This window comes from Aneurinibacillus migulanus, from assembly GCF_001274715.1.
Lineage (GTDB): Bacteria > Bacillota > Bacilli > Aneurinibacillales > Aneurinibacillaceae > Aneurinibacillus > Aneurinibacillus migulanus.
The window spans coordinates 1,497,602-1,514,365 of record NZ_LGUG01000004.1 but is presented as its reverse complement, the minus strand read 5'-3'; the positions used below and the strand labels follow the sequence as shown (position 1 = coordinate 1,514,365).

The 16,764-nt window shown below is 44.7% G+C and carries 18 protein-coding genes; 4 read left to right on the top strand and 14 right to left on the bottom strand.

The window, feature by feature from the left end; translation table 11 throughout:
- The first annotated feature begins 194 nt into the window (after positions 1–194).
- A complete protein-coding gene (locus AF333_RS09195; protein WP_043066121.1) occupies positions 195–1,169 on the top strand; it encodes a 4Fe-4S binding protein in 975 nt (324 codons plus the stop codon).
- A 173-nt stretch (positions 1,170–1,342) separates the two neighbouring features.
- Here AF333_RS09195 and AF333_RS09190 read toward each other — a convergent pair whose 3' ends face one another.
- The gene (locus tag AF333_RS09190) at positions 1,343–1,864 is read right to left on the bottom strand and encodes a MarR family winged helix-turn-helix transcriptional regulator (RefSeq protein ID WP_043066122.1); all 522 of its coding nucleotides are present in this window, start codon (positions 1,862–1,864) and stop codon (positions 1,343–1,345) included.
- A gap of 210 nt (positions 1,865–2,074) precedes the next feature.
- Between AF333_RS09190 and AF333_RS09185 the strand changes: the two genes are divergently transcribed.
- Positions 2,075–2,554: a DUF1885 family protein gene (locus AF333_RS09185; RefSeq protein ID WP_043066123.1), complete on the top strand. Its 480-nt coding sequence runs from the start codon at positions 2,075–2,077 to the stop codon at positions 2,552–2,554.
- A 270-nt stretch (positions 2,555–2,824) separates the two neighbouring features.
- Here AF333_RS09185 and AF333_RS09180 read toward each other — a convergent pair whose 3' ends face one another.
- From AF333_RS09180 to AF333_RS33535, 4 genes are all read right to left on the bottom strand, one after another.
- Positions 2,825–3,205 (bottom strand): DUF4912 domain-containing protein, encoded by a 381-nt coding sequence (locus AF333_RS09180; protein WP_043066124.1) that lies wholly within the window; start codon positions 3,203–3,205, stop codon positions 2,825–2,827.
- A 118-nt stretch (positions 3,206–3,323) separates the two neighbouring features.
- Complete coding sequence (locus AF333_RS09175; RefSeq protein WP_043066125.1) at positions 3,324–3,947, bottom strand: stalk domain-containing protein; 624 nt, start codon at positions 3,945–3,947, stop codon at positions 3,324–3,326.
- A 175-nt stretch (positions 3,948–4,122) separates the two neighbouring features.
- Positions 4,123–4,677: a phosphatidylglycerophosphatase A family protein gene (locus tag AF333_RS09170; protein WP_043066126.1), complete on the bottom strand. Its 555-nt coding sequence runs from the start codon at positions 4,675–4,677 to the stop codon at positions 4,123–4,125.
- A gap of 205 nt (positions 4,678–4,882) precedes the next feature.
- Positions 4,883–5,059: a hypothetical protein gene (locus AF333_RS33535; RefSeq protein WP_158502409.1), complete on the bottom strand. Its 177-nt coding sequence runs from the start codon at positions 5,057–5,059 to the stop codon at positions 4,883–4,885.
- Between the two features lie 100 nt (positions 5,060–5,159).
- Between AF333_RS33535 and AF333_RS09165 the strand changes: the two genes are divergently transcribed.
- Positions 5,160–5,615, top strand: coding sequence for a GNAT family N-acetyltransferase (locus AF333_RS09165; protein WP_043066195.1), 456 nt, complete (start codon positions 5,160–5,162; stop codon positions 5,613–5,615).
- Between the two features lie 11 nt (positions 5,616–5,626).
- On the opposite strand, the gene AF333_RS09160 is transcribed toward AF333_RS09165, so the two are convergent.
- Together AF333_RS09160 and fabI are read right to left on the bottom strand one after the other, a co-directional pair.
- Entirely contained in the window at positions 5,627–6,463 is an 837-nt protein-coding gene (locus tag AF333_RS09160; RefSeq protein WP_043066127.1) for a PHP domain-containing protein, read from the bottom strand.
- Between the two features lie 163 nt (positions 6,464–6,626).
- Complete coding sequence (fabI, locus tag AF333_RS09155; protein WP_043066128.1) at positions 6,627–7,397, bottom strand: enoyl-ACP reductase FabI; 771 nt, start codon at positions 7,395–7,397, stop codon at positions 6,627–6,629.
- 256 nt (positions 7,398–7,653) lie between these two features.
- Here fabI and AF333_RS09150 point away from each other — a divergent pair, with 256 nt between their 5' ends.
- Positions 7,654–7,857, top strand: a complete 204-nt coding sequence (locus AF333_RS09150; protein WP_043066129.1) for an aspartyl-phosphate phosphatase Spo0E family protein — start codon at positions 7,654–7,656, stop codon at positions 7,855–7,857.
- A 343-nt stretch (positions 7,858–8,200) separates the two neighbouring features.
- Here the strand turns inward: AF333_RS09150 and spo0A are convergent, their stop codons facing one another.
- From spo0A to dxs, 7 genes are all read right to left on the bottom strand, one after another.
- Entirely contained in the window at positions 8,201–8,980 is a 780-nt protein-coding gene (gene spo0A / locus AF333_RS09145; protein WP_043066130.1) for a sporulation transcription factor Spo0A, read from the bottom strand.
- Between the two features lie 234 nt (positions 8,981–9,214).
- Positions 9,215–10,540 (bottom strand): SpoIVB peptidase, encoded by a 1,326-nt coding sequence (gene spoIVB, locus AF333_RS09140; RefSeq protein WP_043066131.1) that lies wholly within the window; start codon positions 10,538–10,540, stop codon positions 9,215–9,217.
- Positions 10,541–10,653: 113 nt separating this feature from the next.
- Positions 10,654–12,381 carry a DNA repair protein RecN gene (gene recN, locus AF333_RS09135; RefSeq protein ID WP_043066132.1) on the bottom strand — a complete coding sequence of 576 codons (1,728 nt, stop codon included), beginning with the start codon at positions 12,379–12,381 and terminating at the stop codon, positions 10,654–10,656.
- A 21-nt stretch (positions 12,382–12,402) separates the two neighbouring features.
- Complete coding sequence (ahrC, locus tag AF333_RS09130; protein ID WP_043066196.1) at positions 12,403–12,852, bottom strand: transcriptional regulator AhrC/ArgR; 450 nt, start codon at positions 12,850–12,852, stop codon at positions 12,403–12,405.
- Between the two features lie 36 nt (positions 12,853–12,888).
- Positions 12,889–13,746 (bottom strand): NAD(+)/NADH kinase, encoded by an 858-nt coding sequence (locus AF333_RS09125; protein WP_043066133.1) that lies wholly within the window; start codon positions 13,744–13,746, stop codon positions 12,889–12,891.
- Between the two features lie 125 nt (positions 13,747–13,871).
- Positions 13,872–14,693 carry a TlyA family RNA methyltransferase gene (locus AF333_RS09120; protein WP_052520828.1) on the bottom strand — a complete coding sequence of 274 codons (822 nt, stop codon included), beginning with the start codon at positions 14,691–14,693 and terminating at the stop codon, positions 13,872–13,874.
- Positions 14,694–16,577: a 1-deoxy-D-xylulose-5-phosphate synthase gene (gene dxs, locus AF333_RS09115; protein ID WP_043066135.1), complete on the bottom strand. Its 1,884-nt coding sequence runs from the start codon at positions 16,575–16,577 to the stop codon at positions 14,694–14,696.
- Positions 16,578–16,764: the final 187 nt, after the last annotated feature.

Sequence of the window (16,764 nt, the reverse complement as noted above, 5' to 3'; positions counted from 1 at the left end):
CATATATTTTCGTCCATAGGGGAACCTCCCTATTTTTCATAAAAAAGCCTTAATAAAATCATGTAATATCAAGGTTTTTAAAGGGAAAAATCACAAATTCTTCACTTCACTTCTGGAATTTCCTGTGCGACAATTTCAGTGTAATCACTTACATTATAGAGAATTCAGGAAGAGAAAATTAAGGAGTGTAAGCCATGAACAAGCGCATGCTAGCACAAGTTACGATTCTTGTTCTATTTTTTATTGTACCTTTGCTCGACATTTTTAGAATCGATTTAACGCATTTACACTTTTATGTTTTAACAAAAAGCTTTTCGTTTAATGACGGATATATCCTGCTGCTAACTATTCTGGTACTTGTGTTTGCCTTTGTATCCATCTCTCAATGGTTCGGGCGTCAGTTCTGTGGATGGATGTGCCCACACAATACATTTTCTGGATATTTGACTAAGATTACACATTCTAAAACATTACGTGACAACGCTAGTTTACGGAATACCATCGACATCGGATTGTCACTTATCTTTTCTCCGGTTATCGCTTTTAGCATGATCGCGTATTTTTATAATCCAAAAGACTTATTCAAAGAAATTACCACACTAGACACGAGCGCATGGTCATTCTGGGCATATATACTGACAGCTGTTTTCTTCTTCGTTATGGTTAACCGATTGCGCCATAAATTCTGTCGCAGCGCTTGTCCGTACGGTATGCTGCAAATGATTCTATCCGACAAAAATTCCCGTACCGGAGGCATAAAAAATATGTTCCGGGGCGCTGGTCTCGTTCTTACGATATTGATGACGGTTATGACTTCTATTCTGCTGTTCGCCATCTTTACCAGCACCGGATTTGCAGTCAGCATCGGTAAAAACCTACAAGGAGTACCGGCAGAGAACCGTCTTATCTATACGTACAATCTTCAAGTTGAAAACTTAAAAGACAAACCTACTACCTTCAAACTTGAATATAAAAATGTTCCAGAAAGCTGGGATGTATTGCTTCCGGCTGAGGTTAAGGCAGAACCAAACTCCGTGGCAACGGTGAACCTACTCTTCCGTATCGATGAAGGAAGCATCGGTAAAAACTCAACACTTACCATCGTTATCACAAATGAAAGCGGAAAAAAAATCGAACGTGAAATCAGCATCTTCCCCATAAAAAAATAATGATGTTCCTTACAAGCGTCTTCTCTCCCGGGACGCTTGTTTCATTTAGTCCATCTTAACAAGCAGTACTACCCCCACTGCGAGAACTTTCACTTTATACTTTAGCCCTTTCAAGTGAAAAAGGAACAAGGGCTAAAAAAATCCCTCGCTCCTTCTTGAGTGGTTTACATGGTTTACATGGTAGCCATACGTCGAGCTTTATCCTCACTCTCGCGCAGCCAATGAATTTTGTCAGGACCGTGCAGTTCTTCTGCCAGGAAATCCAAACATTCGAAAAAAAGCGCAGACACATTGCGCCCATAACGCACTTCCATGCTTTCAAGCGCACGTGTAATACGGAACACGTCCGGTGCCTGTATTTTGCTTTCTTCGACAATGTTTCTTCCTTTGTCGGTTAGGTATACATTGACCACGCGGCCATCTTTGTCACTCTTCTCAATGGTAACAAGCCCCTTCTCCATCATCTTCTTCACATGAATCACGACCGATGACGGGTGCCAGAACGTCCATTCTGCAATTTGAGTTACGCGTACACCTTCATAACAATACACAATCCATAAAATATTCAGTTGGACCGCCGAATCAAGCTCCAACTTTCGCGCTGCCGTCTCCCAATCTTCTTTGTTGATTACAAAAATTGCTCGCAATGTGTTAAGCACCTCTTGCAAATCTTGCGATTGGTTTTGGTAATCCATAATCAATCTCTCCTTCCCCCTCCCGGAATGAAAATATATCGAAAATTATTTTATCTACTATACAATAGTATATTTTTCTAAAAATTTAGTCAACAGAAGAATTATGGCTATCTTATGGAAATTCATTCGGTTTGACAGTTGCCAAAGACTGGGGGCGATGCTAAACTCAAAAGTAGGATGTCTTGAGAACCCGGGGTAGGAGTGAGAAGAATGAGCAGAAGTGCCTACATAAAATTCGTTGAAGGTTCAACTACAAAGCAAGTAACATTGGATGAAGTCAAACAACAATTCAAGCGCTACACGGAAATGACTTCCAAGACTGGTCAACAGTTGGACTGGGATTATGTCCATTCCGCTTTTCCATACACAATGGAAGAGAAGCCAGAAGCCAATGGACAATGGTTTTATCTGAAAGGAACGGACGAAAAACTGTATCGTTACATTCTTATAGGAGTCGGTTCGCGCCAAGTAGAGAAACAAACAAAGCAGCCAGATCCGGAGAACGAAGGACAGACTAACGTAATATCAACAACTGAAGAAGAGAATTATATCCAGATTACACTGTCAACAGAATCCACACACGGAGATAAAGGTAAGGCCAATGAGTTTTGTAAATATCTTGCTAAAGAATACAAAGCGGAATTGCATCTGTTTAACGGTCGTGTTATGTACTACAATCCACGCAAATAAAGAGCATTAGTAATAATATAGTATGGAACAGAAGAATGCGGGCTATTGCTCGCTTATTTCTTTTCTTGAAAGAAGCTAAACGGCTGCTTTGTGTCACTTCAGGCGGATCGACAAAACATCTGGTATTTCGATGCAGGAGACAATTGTTGGTCTTTTTCGCCCGCCGTGCCAAGCTGTTGCGCAGGTAACTGCCTTAGTTGCCCTACAGTAACATCTACTTTCTTATTCATAAAAAAAGAAGTGCAGAATGCTCTGCCCTTCTCTTCTATCCTATCCCGCAAAGGGAAGGATTTGATCGGATCGTTTCAGCGAATAATACCGACCGTCTACCATGCGCACCCCTAATTCTACACAATACCGCCGAGTACTCTCAATCCCATACAATAACCAGTTTGCCGCCTGAAAATTAATATCGAAATCAACATACGTATCAAGGCCATCATTCTTAATCATCCGATCTGTAACATCATACAGACGGATTACAAACGGCAATTCAGAAACAGGAATTGCAAATCGCTGCTCGATAGCCTCCTTGTGACGTTGATCAATCTCCCAGGACGCTGTGAGTGACTGTGTATCATTCCATGCAACACGTATATTCGGTCCCTCTACGTCAGTCTTCGAGGTACGCCTCTTAGGCTTCGCTTTCATCCGCTGCTCTCGTTCCTTTCTTTAGTGAAATTGTATGCAGTTTCTACCGACACCCTGTAGTATACCCTGATTATAGCATCTTTTTACATAAATATGAATAGAGGATCATATGAAAATGCTACCGGGAGTGGATGGCATTCTCGCCTACGACTTGATACTCCTCATTCCCGCCTAGTTTCATAATCAACTGAACTTTATAGTCGCCAGCTTCTTTAAACTGCATTCCTTTTACATTATGCGTGTATAAAAAAGCGGTGCCATTACGAATAGTAGAATAACTTTGTGGATAGCTTACATATTCCTCAGCACCGGAAGGATTGCGAATAACAATTTTAAAAACGAGGGAATCTGATTTTGGAGCATTATCCACATCGATAAAAATATCAAACGAAGCTTTGCTGCCTTTGTCTATGACCATAAATGGGGAGACAATGCAGTAATTTTTCTTACTGGTTTCCTCGATCGCAGATGCCACAATCATATTAATGTTCGGCTTGTTTACGATTGTCTTTCCGTCCTCTTCATCCGACATAACGAATGCACCCAGCTTTTCCGCTATACTTTGCAGCGGAACAACGGTTGTGCCATCCATAACAATAGGTGGAGGATTGTTGCTCTGTAGCGGGTTTCCATTGAGTTCGACGGATGCTACGGGATATTTTCCACGGTAGGTATCGCCTGATGCTATAGCTACCCCGGAAAGCAACAGCGATGTTAGCAGGATGAGTACTTTCCGCTTCATTCTTCTACCTCTTTTCCGATTCTTCAGCTCTATTACTTATACGCACTTTAGCACTGTTTGTTTTTCTTTTTCATTCTTTTTTTATACAAATAAGAAAAACTCGCGAGCGCCTTCGCTCGTCTTTTAAAAAACAAGTTCCGTGTTAGCGGAACTTGTTCGTATAGGTAAGGCATAATTACCCTGCCTGTTCGTTATTCTGCCCGGCATTCAATTGCCGATCGCGCTCTGCTTCTTCTTCGTCGCGAAGCCTGTGCGCCATCCTGCTTGAAGCAGACGCGGCAATGCTTGCAACCAAATCATCAAGAAACGTATGGATACCGCTTCCTCTTTTCGTATCCAGCCGTTTAATAATACCAATTTTTTGTTTATCTAAATGACCAAACGTCGTCACTGCAATGCTGCCGTAACCGAATACGGAGCCAAGTGCGAGCGTTTCGTCGCAACCGAACAATCCTTCATCGCTTTCAACGATAGATTGTAAGGGCTCTGTTAGCATTTTTTTCTCGGCCAAAATATCAAGTTCTGTACCGACTAGAATCGCATGTTGAATTTCTCTTTTTTCAAGTACAGCATGAACACTTTCAACGCAGGAAGACATCTTCAATCCTACATTATAGGGAGCCTGCATCAAATACACTACTTCAGCGATGTCTTCAATAGTGACACCCCGTTCGGTAAGACGCTGCAGTGCGGCGGTTTTCACTTCTCTGCTGTGAACTTGTTTTTTCATTTTTACTTATCCCCTTCCCCAACCGGTAACACGACAAAAAATACAGATATGATCCATCATATCACAACTTATCCCTAACATTGACACAATTTTCCCATTCTGAAAACGACATGGAAAAAATTCGACTGTAATTATGTATATGCTTTGCCTTCAGTTATTGATAAGAAAAAAGATGCCCTTTCTTATCAATTAAGAAAAAACCGGCCTATGGCCGGTTTTTTCCCTCAGATTCCCGTTCTTCTCTGGCGGAGACAAGCTCTCTGGATTCGTTCCAATCCGCACTGGAATGAAACCGGTTTAAAACGACCGCTACCAGATAACTAGCTCCAAAGAGCAGGAGAAGAGAAAGCAGAGATAGAATAACGATATAGAAAATTGCCAATTCCAGTCCCTCCTTATACCTCAACTAGATATAAGATGTACACGCATTGCAAAAAATATACTGGGGATAGGAAACAAAGACCAAATAACGGAAAATGGAGATGAAACACATGTCTACCTATACGATCAAACGAGTACATAACGAAGCAGAAAAAAATCAGGCGCTCAGCGTACGGCGTCTCGTGTTTATTGAAGAACAGAACGTACCTGAGAATATAGAAGTAGATGTACATGATGATGAAAATACAGCTACTATCCATGTACTTGCGCTAGACGGGCAGGGAGAAGCCGTAGGCGCAGGCCGGCTGCGCGAATACGAACCTGGCATCGGAAAAATCGAACGTGTCGCCGTTTTGTCTTCATGTCGCAGCCACGGCTTGGGACGTTTGCTTATGGAGAAGCTGGAAGCTGAAGCGACGGAAAACGGATATCATACAGTAAAGCTGAATGCTCAACTGCAAGCTCAGCCTTTCTACGAACGGCTCGGTTATAAACCGGAAGGCGATACATTCATGGATGCAGGAATTGAACACATCGCCATGGTAAAGACAGTATAGCCTGTCCAGTCTTACTCCCTGCCACTTAACTCACGAAGCTGCCGTACTGTTTCCATTGTTACAGTGTACGCTCCCAAATCAGCGTGAAATACCTCGTCTCCCCGCATACCATGGAAGTCAGATCCGGCCGTTTTCACCAGATGATATTCATCTGCCAACGCCCCATATAATCTTGTGTCCTCTTCATCATTATCGGGATGGTACACTTCAATCCCCTGCAAACCATACTCGATTAATTTCCTTACCATCTCTGGATTTTTATATAGTCCCGGATGGGCCAGTACAGCTACACCGCCCGCCTCCTGAATGATATCAATTGCCTCCTCGGGTGAGATACGTGGCGGATTAACATAAGCAGCGCCTGTAGAGCCTAGGTATTTGTCAAATGCTTCTTTCATGGAAGTGACTATACCCTTCTCCATTAATACTTCTGCCATATGTGGCCGGCCAATATTGCCGGCCTTTTCTTTTTTACGGCGCTCTACTTCTTCCATCGTAATGCTGATGCCCAACTCATTTAATTTCTCAATCATCATCTGATTCCTCTTACCGCGAACTTCACGTAACTCCTCTAATCGATGTAAAAATTCAGGATTATTTATATCCATATAATAACCGAGTACATGGACATCTTTGCCCGCATATACCGAACTAATCTCCACACCTGGTACAATCTCAACACCTTGCCGCTTCCCCTCTTCTAGAGCCGAAGCAAGCGCTGCTACAGTATCATGATCTGTGATGCCAAGCGCAGCAAGCCCGTTCGCTTTTGCTCGTTCAATCGATTGCTGGACGCTACACGTTCCGTCCGATGCTGTTGTATGAGAGTGCAAATCAGCTTTATTCATATTTCGTCACCTCGTTCGTTTTAATCCAGATGCCCTATTAAGAAAAATTCGTGGGCGCCTTCCTTTACAGCGATATCTTCTTTCTTATCCATACGAAAAGACGGCATGCCGTAGCATCCGTCCTTATACATACATCTCACTTGATAAATTCATTTAAATTTCTTTACCCCATTATATTATATCCCGCATCAACGTGAATCACTTCACCAGTAATACCCCGCGATAGATGGCTGAACAAGAAAAGTGCAGTATCGCCCACTTCTCGCTGATCTACCATCCGACCCAGCGGCGCTTTCTCCGGAACACCTTTTGTCAGATCGGTAAAATTACGGATACCTTTCGCCGCCAGTGTACGAATCGGACCTGCTGAAATCGCATTGACACGGATGTTATTTCGACCAAGATCAGCAGCAAGATAACGGACGCTTGCTTCTAAAGCCGCTTTTGCCACTCCCATTACATTATAGTTCGGGACTACACGTTCTCCACCCAAATATGTTAGCGTGACAATGCTGCCGCCTTCCGTCATCAATTCATGAGCCGCATTCGTAACTGAGACGAGTGAATAAGCGCTAATATCATGTGCAAGTGCAAATCCATCGCGCGAGGTAGCCACGAACGCCCCGTCCAGATCTTCCGATTTCGCATAAGCGATACAATGCGCAACGCCGTGCAACACACCAACTTCTTCTTTTAACGTGGCGAACGCCTGCTTAACGTCCTCATCGTTCGTAACGTCGCACGGAATTAGAATGGTTCGCTTCTGACCAAGTGAAGAGACCAACTCTTCTACGCTGGCTTTCAGTCGTTCTCCCTGATACGTAAACACCAGATTGGCACCTGCTTCATGCAGCGATTGTGCAATGCCCCAGGCAATGCTCCGTTTGTTAGCCACACCCATCACTAGAATGTTTTTGTCTTTCAGCATCTCCATCGGGATATTTCCTCCTGTTTGTCGTGAGAATTTATTATAAGTCTCCAAATATACAGCTAATGAAACTGCTTTGCAGCGGCAAATGGAAAAAATTCGCATTATACTGGCATAATGAATGTTCAAGAACGATATACTAAAAAATAATAAAGTAAAACTTCCATCAGACTTGTCTAGTTTCGTCTATAACGATGCGGGGTAAGCAGAAAGTAATAATTTGTCATTTGCATAAGCCGCCATGGTGAAGGGAGGCAAAAAAATGATATGCATATGTATGGAACATAACGATATGTCACTGATGAGTCAACTGGAGTCCTTACAACGGGAGATTACCCAATTACGGGAAAATATGTATAAACTTGCAAAAGAAAAAAAGAGTCTCTCTCATCCTGATGTAGTGAAAATTAGCCAGCAACTTGATGCTAAGCTAAACCTGCATGACCGATTTTTCCGTGCCCATTGAAGGAAATGAAGTATCTTGTCCTACTACAAAAATGGCAGGATGAGGGACAATACAAGAGAGAGTACAATAATAATTGAAATCACCATGTATGCTTTTCTCATATACTTTACGACTCACTCCTCTACATCTCTAAAATTCCAACAACACTATAAAAATACCATGTTCTTCATGTGATTTCAACGCGGGGCAAGTCTCCTTTCCGTTTGCTTACACAGGCAATACGAAAAGCACGGTTTTTCCCGCGTTTATTTTTCTAACAAAACCTTCAAAAATAAACGTCCCTTATTCGCCAGACTTATTAAAAATCTAAGGAATAAGAGACGTTCGTGCCTTCTGTGTCATTTTAACTCACATGGTGTTCGATCCGAAGCTTGTCAGCCACCATGGCAATGAACTCGGAGTTGGTCGGCTTCGCTTTGCTGTTGCTCACCGTATAGCCGAACAGCTTACCGATGGAATCCATGTTGCCCCGGCTCCAGGCCACTTCAATCGCATGGCGAATCGCCCGCTCCACCCTGCTGGCGGTCGTATTGAATTTTTTCGCGATTTCTGGATATAGAATTTTGGTAATGGAACCGAGCAATTCCATATCGTTGTACACCATCGTGATGGCTTCACGTAAATATAAATAGCCTTTAATATGCGCAGGTACTCCGATTTCATGAATAATATTTGTAATGTTCTGGTCCAGATTTTTACCTTTAGAAGGCAGTGAAGTCGTTCGCAAATTGTGATGGACGGTTGAAGTTAACCCTGCAACCTGTCGCAGACGATTTGCCAGAACTTCCATATCAAACGGTTTCAAAATATAATACGATGCGCCAAGCTCTACTGCCTTCTTCGTAATTTCCTCCTGCCCGAATGCTGTCAGCATGATAATCTTAGGCATAGATGGCAGCTTCATACCACGGATTTGCTCCAGCACCGCCAGTCCATCCAAATGCGGCATTACAATGTCAAGAATTAACACATCAGGCAATGTATGATTTAACAAGTTCAGTACATCATTCCCGTTAAATGCGACACCCACCACTTCAATGTCATCCTGGTCGTTCAGATACTCCTGAAGCAATTCTGTAAATTCCCTGTTGTCATCCGCAAGAATAACTCGAATGTTCTTCAAAATGGCTTCGCCCCTTCTGCACTACTATTTTTAGTATATTTTTTCGTTATAGGAATGTAAATCCTCTTACACTACACCTATGACAAAATGTCTCCTATGTGTAAAAATCAGTATATATCTGACCTACGTACTTGTAATTCGACGAAGTTTGTGTAACTCCTGCAAAATGGAAAACATTACTTTTCGACCAATCTCTTGCCATTTCGACGAAAAGACAGAAAAAAACGCAGGGAATTAACTTGCCCTGCGTTTTTCATCCATTTCCTTGCGAAGGTCAATACCGGCATCCTGCAGCATCCATTCAATGTATGTGCCATAACCACTGGTCGGATCGTTAACGAATACATGCGTTACTGCTCCTACTAGCTTGCCGTCTTGAATAATTGGACTTCCGCTCATTCCCTGCACAATTCCTCCGGTCTTTTTCAGCAGAACAGGATCTGTTACTTTAAGAATCAAGCCCTTAGTGGCTGGATACTTCTGCGGTACAACGTTGACGATCTCAATTTTAAATTTTTCCACCTTTTGATCGTCTACAACCGTATAAATCTCAGCCGGGCCCGGTTTGACTTGCTCACCCAAAGCGATCGGTATCGGTTGGGTCTCAAGCGCCTGTGCCGGAAGCTGATTCATTTTGCCGAAAATCCCGAATGGAGTATTTTTTTCAATCGTACCCAATTTGACGCGTTCATTACGAAATGTGGCGTATTTCTCGCCTGGTGCACCACTTTTTCCAGGCTCAATGGATGTAACACTTGATTGTACAACGTGCCCTTCACCGACAGTGATCGGCTTTCCGGTATCCATGTCGGAAATTACGTGTCCCAGAGCTCCGTACTTCTGACTTTTCGGCTCGAAGAATGTTAATGTACCAACACCCGCAGCTGAATCGCGGATATACAAACCCATTCGATACTTTTTGTCTTTATCGTCTAGAGCCGGTTTAAGGTCAGCCACAAGCGTTTGCTTACCGCGCACGATTTCAAGCTTTACGGTCTTTCCACGTTTTCCTGCTTCATCTACTAGCTTTCCCACTTCATCCATACTGCGAATACGTGTGCTGTCAATACCAGTAATCATATCCCCGACTTTAATATCAGCGACTTCGCCTGGCGAGAATTTCTTACCCTGACTCTCCACAAGATGATGTCCGACAACGAGCACACCTGCCGTATGCAGTTGGACGCCAATGGACTGCCCTCCTGGAATTACTTTTAACTCTGGCAACACTTCTACATCTACCGTCTTAACCGGGATGCTTCCGAGTTTAACCGTCAGTTTCGCTCCACCCGGCTTCCCCGGCTGGATGGTGAGCGGCTTGCGCAAATCCACTTGTTCAGACGCTACAGCCGAGCTGACATGCACAACATCGGGGTCAGTGGACGTAAGCGTTGCCGTCACAGGCATGGTAAGGGAAAGTTGAGCGAGCGAACCCTGAAACATGCGGATTTTCTCAGGAAATGAAGCAAACTGTTGAAAAGGGGTTGAAGAGAAAGTGAGAAGAGCGAGTGCAATTACGATACAGCCAATTATTGTTTTCTTCTTGTTTCGGGTGTTCAACGGGTCATCACGCTCCTACACGTTCCCTACCTACACCTCCATATATCTGTAATAATAATGTTGCCGTAGTGGGACGCATTTATAACCCCTGTTCCGAAACAATCTCTTCCTGCTTATCCTTCTGTTCTTTTCTTTAGCTCTTCAGCCTGATCAAGCATTTCCCTTGCATTGCTCTTCGTCGTTTCTGTTACCTGGGCACCTCCAAGCATCCGGGCCAATTCCACAACACGCTCCTCATACGGCAGCGCTTGTACTTTCGTTTCTGTCTCGTTCTCGTTCATGTGTTTTTCGATCCGCAGGTGTGTATCCGCCATGCTGGCTACTTGCGGTAGATGTGTAATGGAAAGCACCTGACGTCTGCGTGAGACACGGACCAACTTCTCGGCAATCGCCTGTGCAGCGCGTCCGCTAACACCTGTATCGACCTCATCAAAAATCATCGTATCAATGTTTTCTGCATCAGCCAGAATGGTCTTCATCGCCAGCATAATCCGGGACAACTCTCCACCAGAGGCGATTTTACTAACCGAACGCAGCGGCTCGCCTGGATTGGGAGCAATAAGAAACTCCACCGTATCGATGCCGTTTGCCGTTACACGCAGACGCATTCCATCCACTTCGAGGCCGCGCTCATCTTCCTGTTGATTAACTGCAATTTCAAAACGGGCCCGTCCCATGTGAAGTTCCTTTAGCTCTTGTTCGATTGCCTGAGCCAGTATAGTCGCTATCTGCTTACGTATCTGCGATAACTCCGTGGCTTCTACCGCCAAATCAAGCGCCACTTCCTTCAGCTTTTTCTGAATTTCTTCAATGCGCGTCTCCCTATTCTCCATGCTATCGAGTTCGTCTTCAATCGAAGCTGCATATTCAAGGATTTCATCGACCGACAGTCCATACTTGCGTTTCAACCGATTAATTTCATCCAGACGGCTTTCAATCTGCATCAGCCTCTCTGGATCGAATTCGATTGTGTCACGGTAATCACGCACGAGTCGTGCAGCTTCCTCTAATTGATAAAATGCGCTTTCCACCATCTGATGCGTCTCTTTTAGCTCTTCATCATATTCAAGCACTGTTTCAAGATGACTCACAGCATTGCTGATCCAATCAACACCACGTTGCTCCCCGACTAATGAGCGATATGCATCTTCGAGGCTATGCGCCAGCTTTTCTCCACCGGACAGCTTCTTCCGTTCTTTAATTAATTCCTCATCCTCTAATGGTCTGAGGTTAGCCTCAACAATTTCCTGCAGTTGAAAACGAAGCATATCCATACGCTGCACCATTTCCCGTTCGTTAGTTGACATGTATTCAAGCTCCGAAACGAGTTGACGATATATTCCGTATAGCTTAGAGAATTCGCGGAATGCAGGTGCAATTTTTTCGTCACCGAATGCGTCCAGCCACTCCATATGCCTATCGCCTTGCATAAGGGATTGATGCTCATGTTGTCCATGAATATTGATTAGCCAAGGTGCTACATCCCGTAGCATCGATAATGTCACCATCTGTCCGTTAATCCGGCAGATGGTTTTACCGGTACTGGCTAACTCCCGTCGGATGATAATGGTCCTTTCTTCAACCTCGATTCCCATTTCTTCCATCAAGGACAAAGCCGGTGCATTCGCTTCAAATTCAAACAATCCTTCGATTTCGGCTTTTTTACATCCGTATCGGACATAATCGGCGGAACCTCGTCCACCAAGCAACAGACTGATGGCGTCAATTAGGATTGATTTTCCCGCACCAGTTTCCCCCGTTAAAATCGTAAGGCCCCGTCCAAATGAAACGGAGACCTCCTTGATTACGGCAAAATTACGAATTGTTAACTCAAGCAACATGTCCAACCCTCCCGTATGTGCCTATAGCATATCAATAAACCGCTGTGACATATCGGTCGCGTTGTCTTTGCCGCGGCATATAATCAGGATGGTATCGTCCCCGCAAATCGTTCCTAGAATTTCTGGCCATTCCAAGTTATCGATTAATGCGCCAATTGCATTGGCATTTCCGGGCATTGTCTTCATTACAAGCAAATTATCGGTCCGATCAATGCTCACGAAGCTATCGATTAATGTTCGCTTCAGCTTATGCTGCGGATTAAAACGTTGATCAGCCGGAAGCGAATACTTATAACGCCCATCATTGGTTGGTACTTTTACTAAATGTAGTTCCTTGATATCTCGTGAAACGGTCGCTTGTGTGACGTTAAATCCTGCATCACACAACAGGTCAACCAGTTCATCCTGTGTTTCCACATCATTTCGGGCAATGATTTCCCTAATTTTGATATGTCGTTGGCCCTTGTTCATATTCTTTCCTCCAGCCATGCGTTCATTTTCTTCCATTTATCCGTTCTCCCCTTGCAATTTCTTGCGCACCACTTCAAAAAAGCTGCGCTCTTTCCATTTAATGAGCGATGTAATGTGAGGCGATCGCCGGATGACGATTTCATCATCGACCTCCAACTGATAACCCAACTGACCATCAATCGTTAATCCGAGATCATTATGCGTCGCATCAATAACAACATGGATTTCCTCATTCGCCGGCAAGACAAGTGGACGGGCTGTCAATGAATGAGGTGCTACTGGAGTAAGTAAAATGGCGTTAATGTATGGCACCACGATGGGTCCACCCGCCGAAAGGGAATATGCCGTGGATCCAGTAGGTGTAGAAACAATGAGCCCATCGCCATTGTACGTTGCCACATATAAATCATCTACATAGACACTGCATTTAATCATTCGTCCGAAACTTCCCTTGGCGATGCCAACATCATTGAGCGCTACTGCCTCATGAATATGTTTGCCCTTACGAATGACTTCTGTATGGAGCATCATCCTATCTTCTACACAATATTCTCCACTCAAAATCCGATCGACCGCATGCGGCAAATCCTCAGGCTCAGATTCAGAAAGAAATCCAAGATTACCCAGATTAATACCAAGGATCGGAATCGGGTACGGCGCGATTTCCCTCGCCAGTCCGATGAGTGTTCCATCTCCGCCCAGCACGAAAATAATATCCACTACTTCATGAAATTTATCTATCGGAAGCGCAAGCTCTTGCCGTCCGATATGAGAAGCCACTACATGGTCTATGTATACGCCTACTCGTTTTTCTTTCAATAAACGCACCAATTCTTTGGCTACAGACCATGCTTTTGTTTTCTGTTCATTCGCTACAATACCTATCGCCGTCACGACTAACACCTCGATTAGCTAGGGTGATATTGCCTGTCTTTCTTATTATACATGCTTTCTTTACACGATGCATAAAAATGCAAAAAAAGCAGGAAGCCCCTCAGAGCTCCTGCTTCTCCTCTTCCCTAAAATGTAGCATGCGCCTCATGAACAACACGGGCGATATCCGCTTCATGGTCGAGTCGCGCAGATGTTGCCGGGTCTTCGCTCCATTCGAGATGTAGCAGAAATTCGATATTTCCCTCGCCGCCTGTAATTGGTGAAAAGGAAAGTCCACGCACAATAAATCCAAGTTCTTCGCTGAATTCTGTCATCATGCGCAACACTTCTTCGTGCACATTCGGATCGCGCACGACCCCATGCTTGCCAACCTGTTCCCGTCCCGCTTCGAACTGCGGTTTTACGAGCGCCAACACTCGGGCTCCAGGCTTTAGAAAATCTTTGAGGACGGGCAATATAAGACGAAGAGAAATAAAAGAAACATCAATGGTGGCAAACTGAATCTTCTCTCCGCTCCACTCCTCCACTTTAAGATGACGAAAGTTCGTTCTCTCCATTACCACTACATTTTCGTTCTGGCGAAGGGACCAGTCCAGTTGACCGTATCCGACATCAATAGCATATACCAGACGGGCACCGTGCTGCAGGGCACAGTCTGTAAATCCGCCGGTGGACGCGCCGATATCCATGACAACCGCGTCCTTCAAATCAATATCAAATGCCTGAATCGCTTTCTCAAGCTTCAGTCCACCGCGACTTACATACGGATGCACCTGCCCTTTGACTGTAATGGGCTTATTTGTTTCCACTTTCATTCCTGCTTTGTCACAGCGTTCCTGTCCGACAAAGACAAGGCCTGCCATAATGGCAGCCCTTGCTTTTTCCCGGCTTGGAAAAAAACCTTCCTGAACCAAGCGTACGTCTATTCTCTCTTTTGTACTCATCAGTTACGCTCGTTGCCTCCTTGCAGGCCACAGAGAACGTACTTTTTGGGCTACATTCTCGGGAGTCAATCCCACTTCAGCCCGTTGTTCTTTCACGCTACCGTGCTCTACATAATAATCAGGAATACCCATCAGCTCAACAACCATATCATGATATCCGGCCTGCGCATAGCATTCCAGCACCGCACTACCGAATCCTCCCTGTACGGCACCCTCCTCAAGCGTAATCACTGTGTAGCCGTCCCGTGCTAACGTGAACAATAACTCCTCGTCGAGCGGTTTGGCGAAACGCGCATTGACGACCATTGGAGTGATGCCTTCCGCGGCAAGCGCATCTGCCGCTTTCTGAGCGGTAGGAACCATGTTACCAAATGCCAGGATAGCTACATGGGAGCCCGAACGAAGAATTTCTGCCTTTCCGATCGGCAGTTGCTTATATTCAGTATCTAAGTCAACACCTTCCCCGCTGCCGCGCGGATAACGAACGGCAATCGGGCCATCATTATGCTGCAAAGCCGTATACATCATATGCTGAAGTTCATTCTCATCTTTTGGCATCATTATAGTCATGTTGGGTAGGCTACGCATATAAGCAATGTCGAATACGCCCTGGTGCGTCTCTCCATCAGCACCGACAAGGCCTGCCCGATCAATTGCAAATAATACATTTAAATTCTGACGGCTTACGTCATGTACCAACTGGTCATAACCTCGTTGCAAAAACGTGGAATACACGGCAAATACAGGCTTCAATCCCTGGGTAGCAATGCCTGCAGCCATCGTTGTCGCATGCTGTTCGGCAATCCCAACATCAAAGAAACGTTCCGGATATTTCGATGCAAACCGGTTCAAGCCTGTCCCGCCCGGCATTGCGGCAGTAATGGCTACAATGCGTGGGTCGGTTTCTGCCAGCTTTTCGAGCGTCCGTGCGAAAATGCTTGTATAGCTTGGCGGCCCTTCCGTTTTCAATACTTCTCCGCTTTCGATTTTATACGTACCTACACCATGGAACACATCAGAATCGGCTTCTGCAGGGGTGTAACCTTTTCCTTTCTTGGTAATAACGTGGACCAGTACCGGTCCTTTCGTATAAGCGGCCTGGCGCAACGCCTCCATCAACGTCGGCAGATCATGGCCATCCACTGGTCCAAGATACGTAAAGCCTAGTTCTTCAAACAAAATGCCCGATACCATTAAATATTTTAGCCCGTCCTTCAGGCGTTCTGCCAGCTTGGCCATTGTCCCGCCAACAGCCGGCACTTTCTTCAGTAAAGACTCGACCTCTTCTTTCACTCGCTTATATCCGTCGTTTGTGCGGAGCTTACCAAGATAGTTATGTAAGGCTCCCACGTTCGGCGCAATCGACATTTCGTTATCATTCAAAATAACTGTCACATCGCGTTTCTCATGACCCATATGGTTCATTGCTTCAAAGGCCATACCACCAGTCAGGGCACCATCGCCGATAATAGCTACAACTTTGCTGCGCTCCCGCTTCAAGTCGCGGGCGATTGCCATACCCATCGCCGCAGACAAAGAGGTACTGCTATGACCGGTCTCCCAAACATCATGCTCACTCTCGCTGCATTTCGGATATCCGCACAGTCCTTTGTACTGACGTAGCGTATGAAAACGATCCATTCGTCCGGTTAACATCTTATGCACGTAAGCCTGGTGGCCGACATCCCAAATAAGCTTGTCCTTTGGACTTTCAAAAATATAGTGAAGCGCCAGCGTTAATTCGACCACGCCCAGATTAGGTGCCAGGTGCCCCCCCGTTACCGAAAGGTTTTCAATTAAAAATTCGCGGATTTCTTCCGCTAATGTATTCAATTGCGATACATTTAACTTTTTCAGGTCTTGAGGGGAGTTAATATCGGATAGCAAAGAAAACTCCTCACTTTCAACATTTCATTCTAGTTTTTACTTAAATAGTAATATATATGATACTTGTTTTCTCAAACGTAAATCAAGAACATGGTATCACAAACAACGTATAAACACCAATATAAAAGAGCAAGGGGGAACGGTTTCGCCTCTTGCTCTACTTTAATAGCATCGCTTTATCATTCTT

Bases quoted from the DNA above. Each gene is read 5' to 3' on its own strand.
- AF333_RS09195 (WP_043066121.1), top strand. From the start codon at position 195: ATGAACAAGCGCATGCTAGCACAAGTTACGATTCTTGTTCTATTTTTT.
- AF333_RS09190 (WP_043066122.1), bottom strand. From the start codon at position 1,864: ATGGATTACCAAAACCAATCGCAAGATTTGCAAGAGGTGCTTAACACA.
- AF333_RS09185 (WP_043066123.1), top strand. From the start codon at position 2,075: ATGAGCAGAAGTGCCTACATAAAATTCGTTGAAGGTTCAACTACAAAG.
- AF333_RS09180 (WP_043066124.1), bottom strand. From the start codon at position 3,205: ATGAAAGCGAAGCCTAAGAGGCGTACCTCGAAGACTGACGTAGAGGGA.
- AF333_RS09175 (WP_043066125.1), bottom strand. From the start codon at position 3,947: ATGAAGCGGAAAGTACTCATCCTGCTAACATCGCTGTTGCTTTCCGGG.
- AF333_RS09170 (WP_043066126.1), bottom strand. From the start codon at position 4,677: ATGAAAAAACAAGTTCACAGCAGAGAAGTGAAAACCGCCGCACTGCAG.
- AF333_RS09165 (WP_043066195.1), top strand. From the start codon at position 5,160: ATGAAACACATGTCTACCTATACGATCAAACGAGTACATAACGAAGCA.
- AF333_RS09160 (WP_043066127.1), bottom strand. From the start codon at position 6,463: ATGAATAAAGCTGATTTGCACTCTCATACAACAGCATCGGACGGAACG.
- fabI (WP_043066128.1), bottom strand. From the start codon at position 7,397: ATGGAGATGCTGAAAGACAAAAACATTCTAGTGATGGGTGTGGCTAAC.
- AF333_RS09150 (WP_043066129.1), top strand. From the start codon at position 7,654: ATGATATGCATATGTATGGAACATAACGATATGTCACTGATGAGTCAA.
- recN (WP_043066132.1), bottom strand. From the start codon at position 12,381: ATGTTGCTTGAGTTAACAATTCGTAATTTTGCCGTAATCAAGGAGGTC.
- ahrC (WP_043066196.1), bottom strand. From the start codon at position 12,852: ATGAACAAGGGCCAACGACATATCAAAATTAGGGAAATCATTGCCCGA.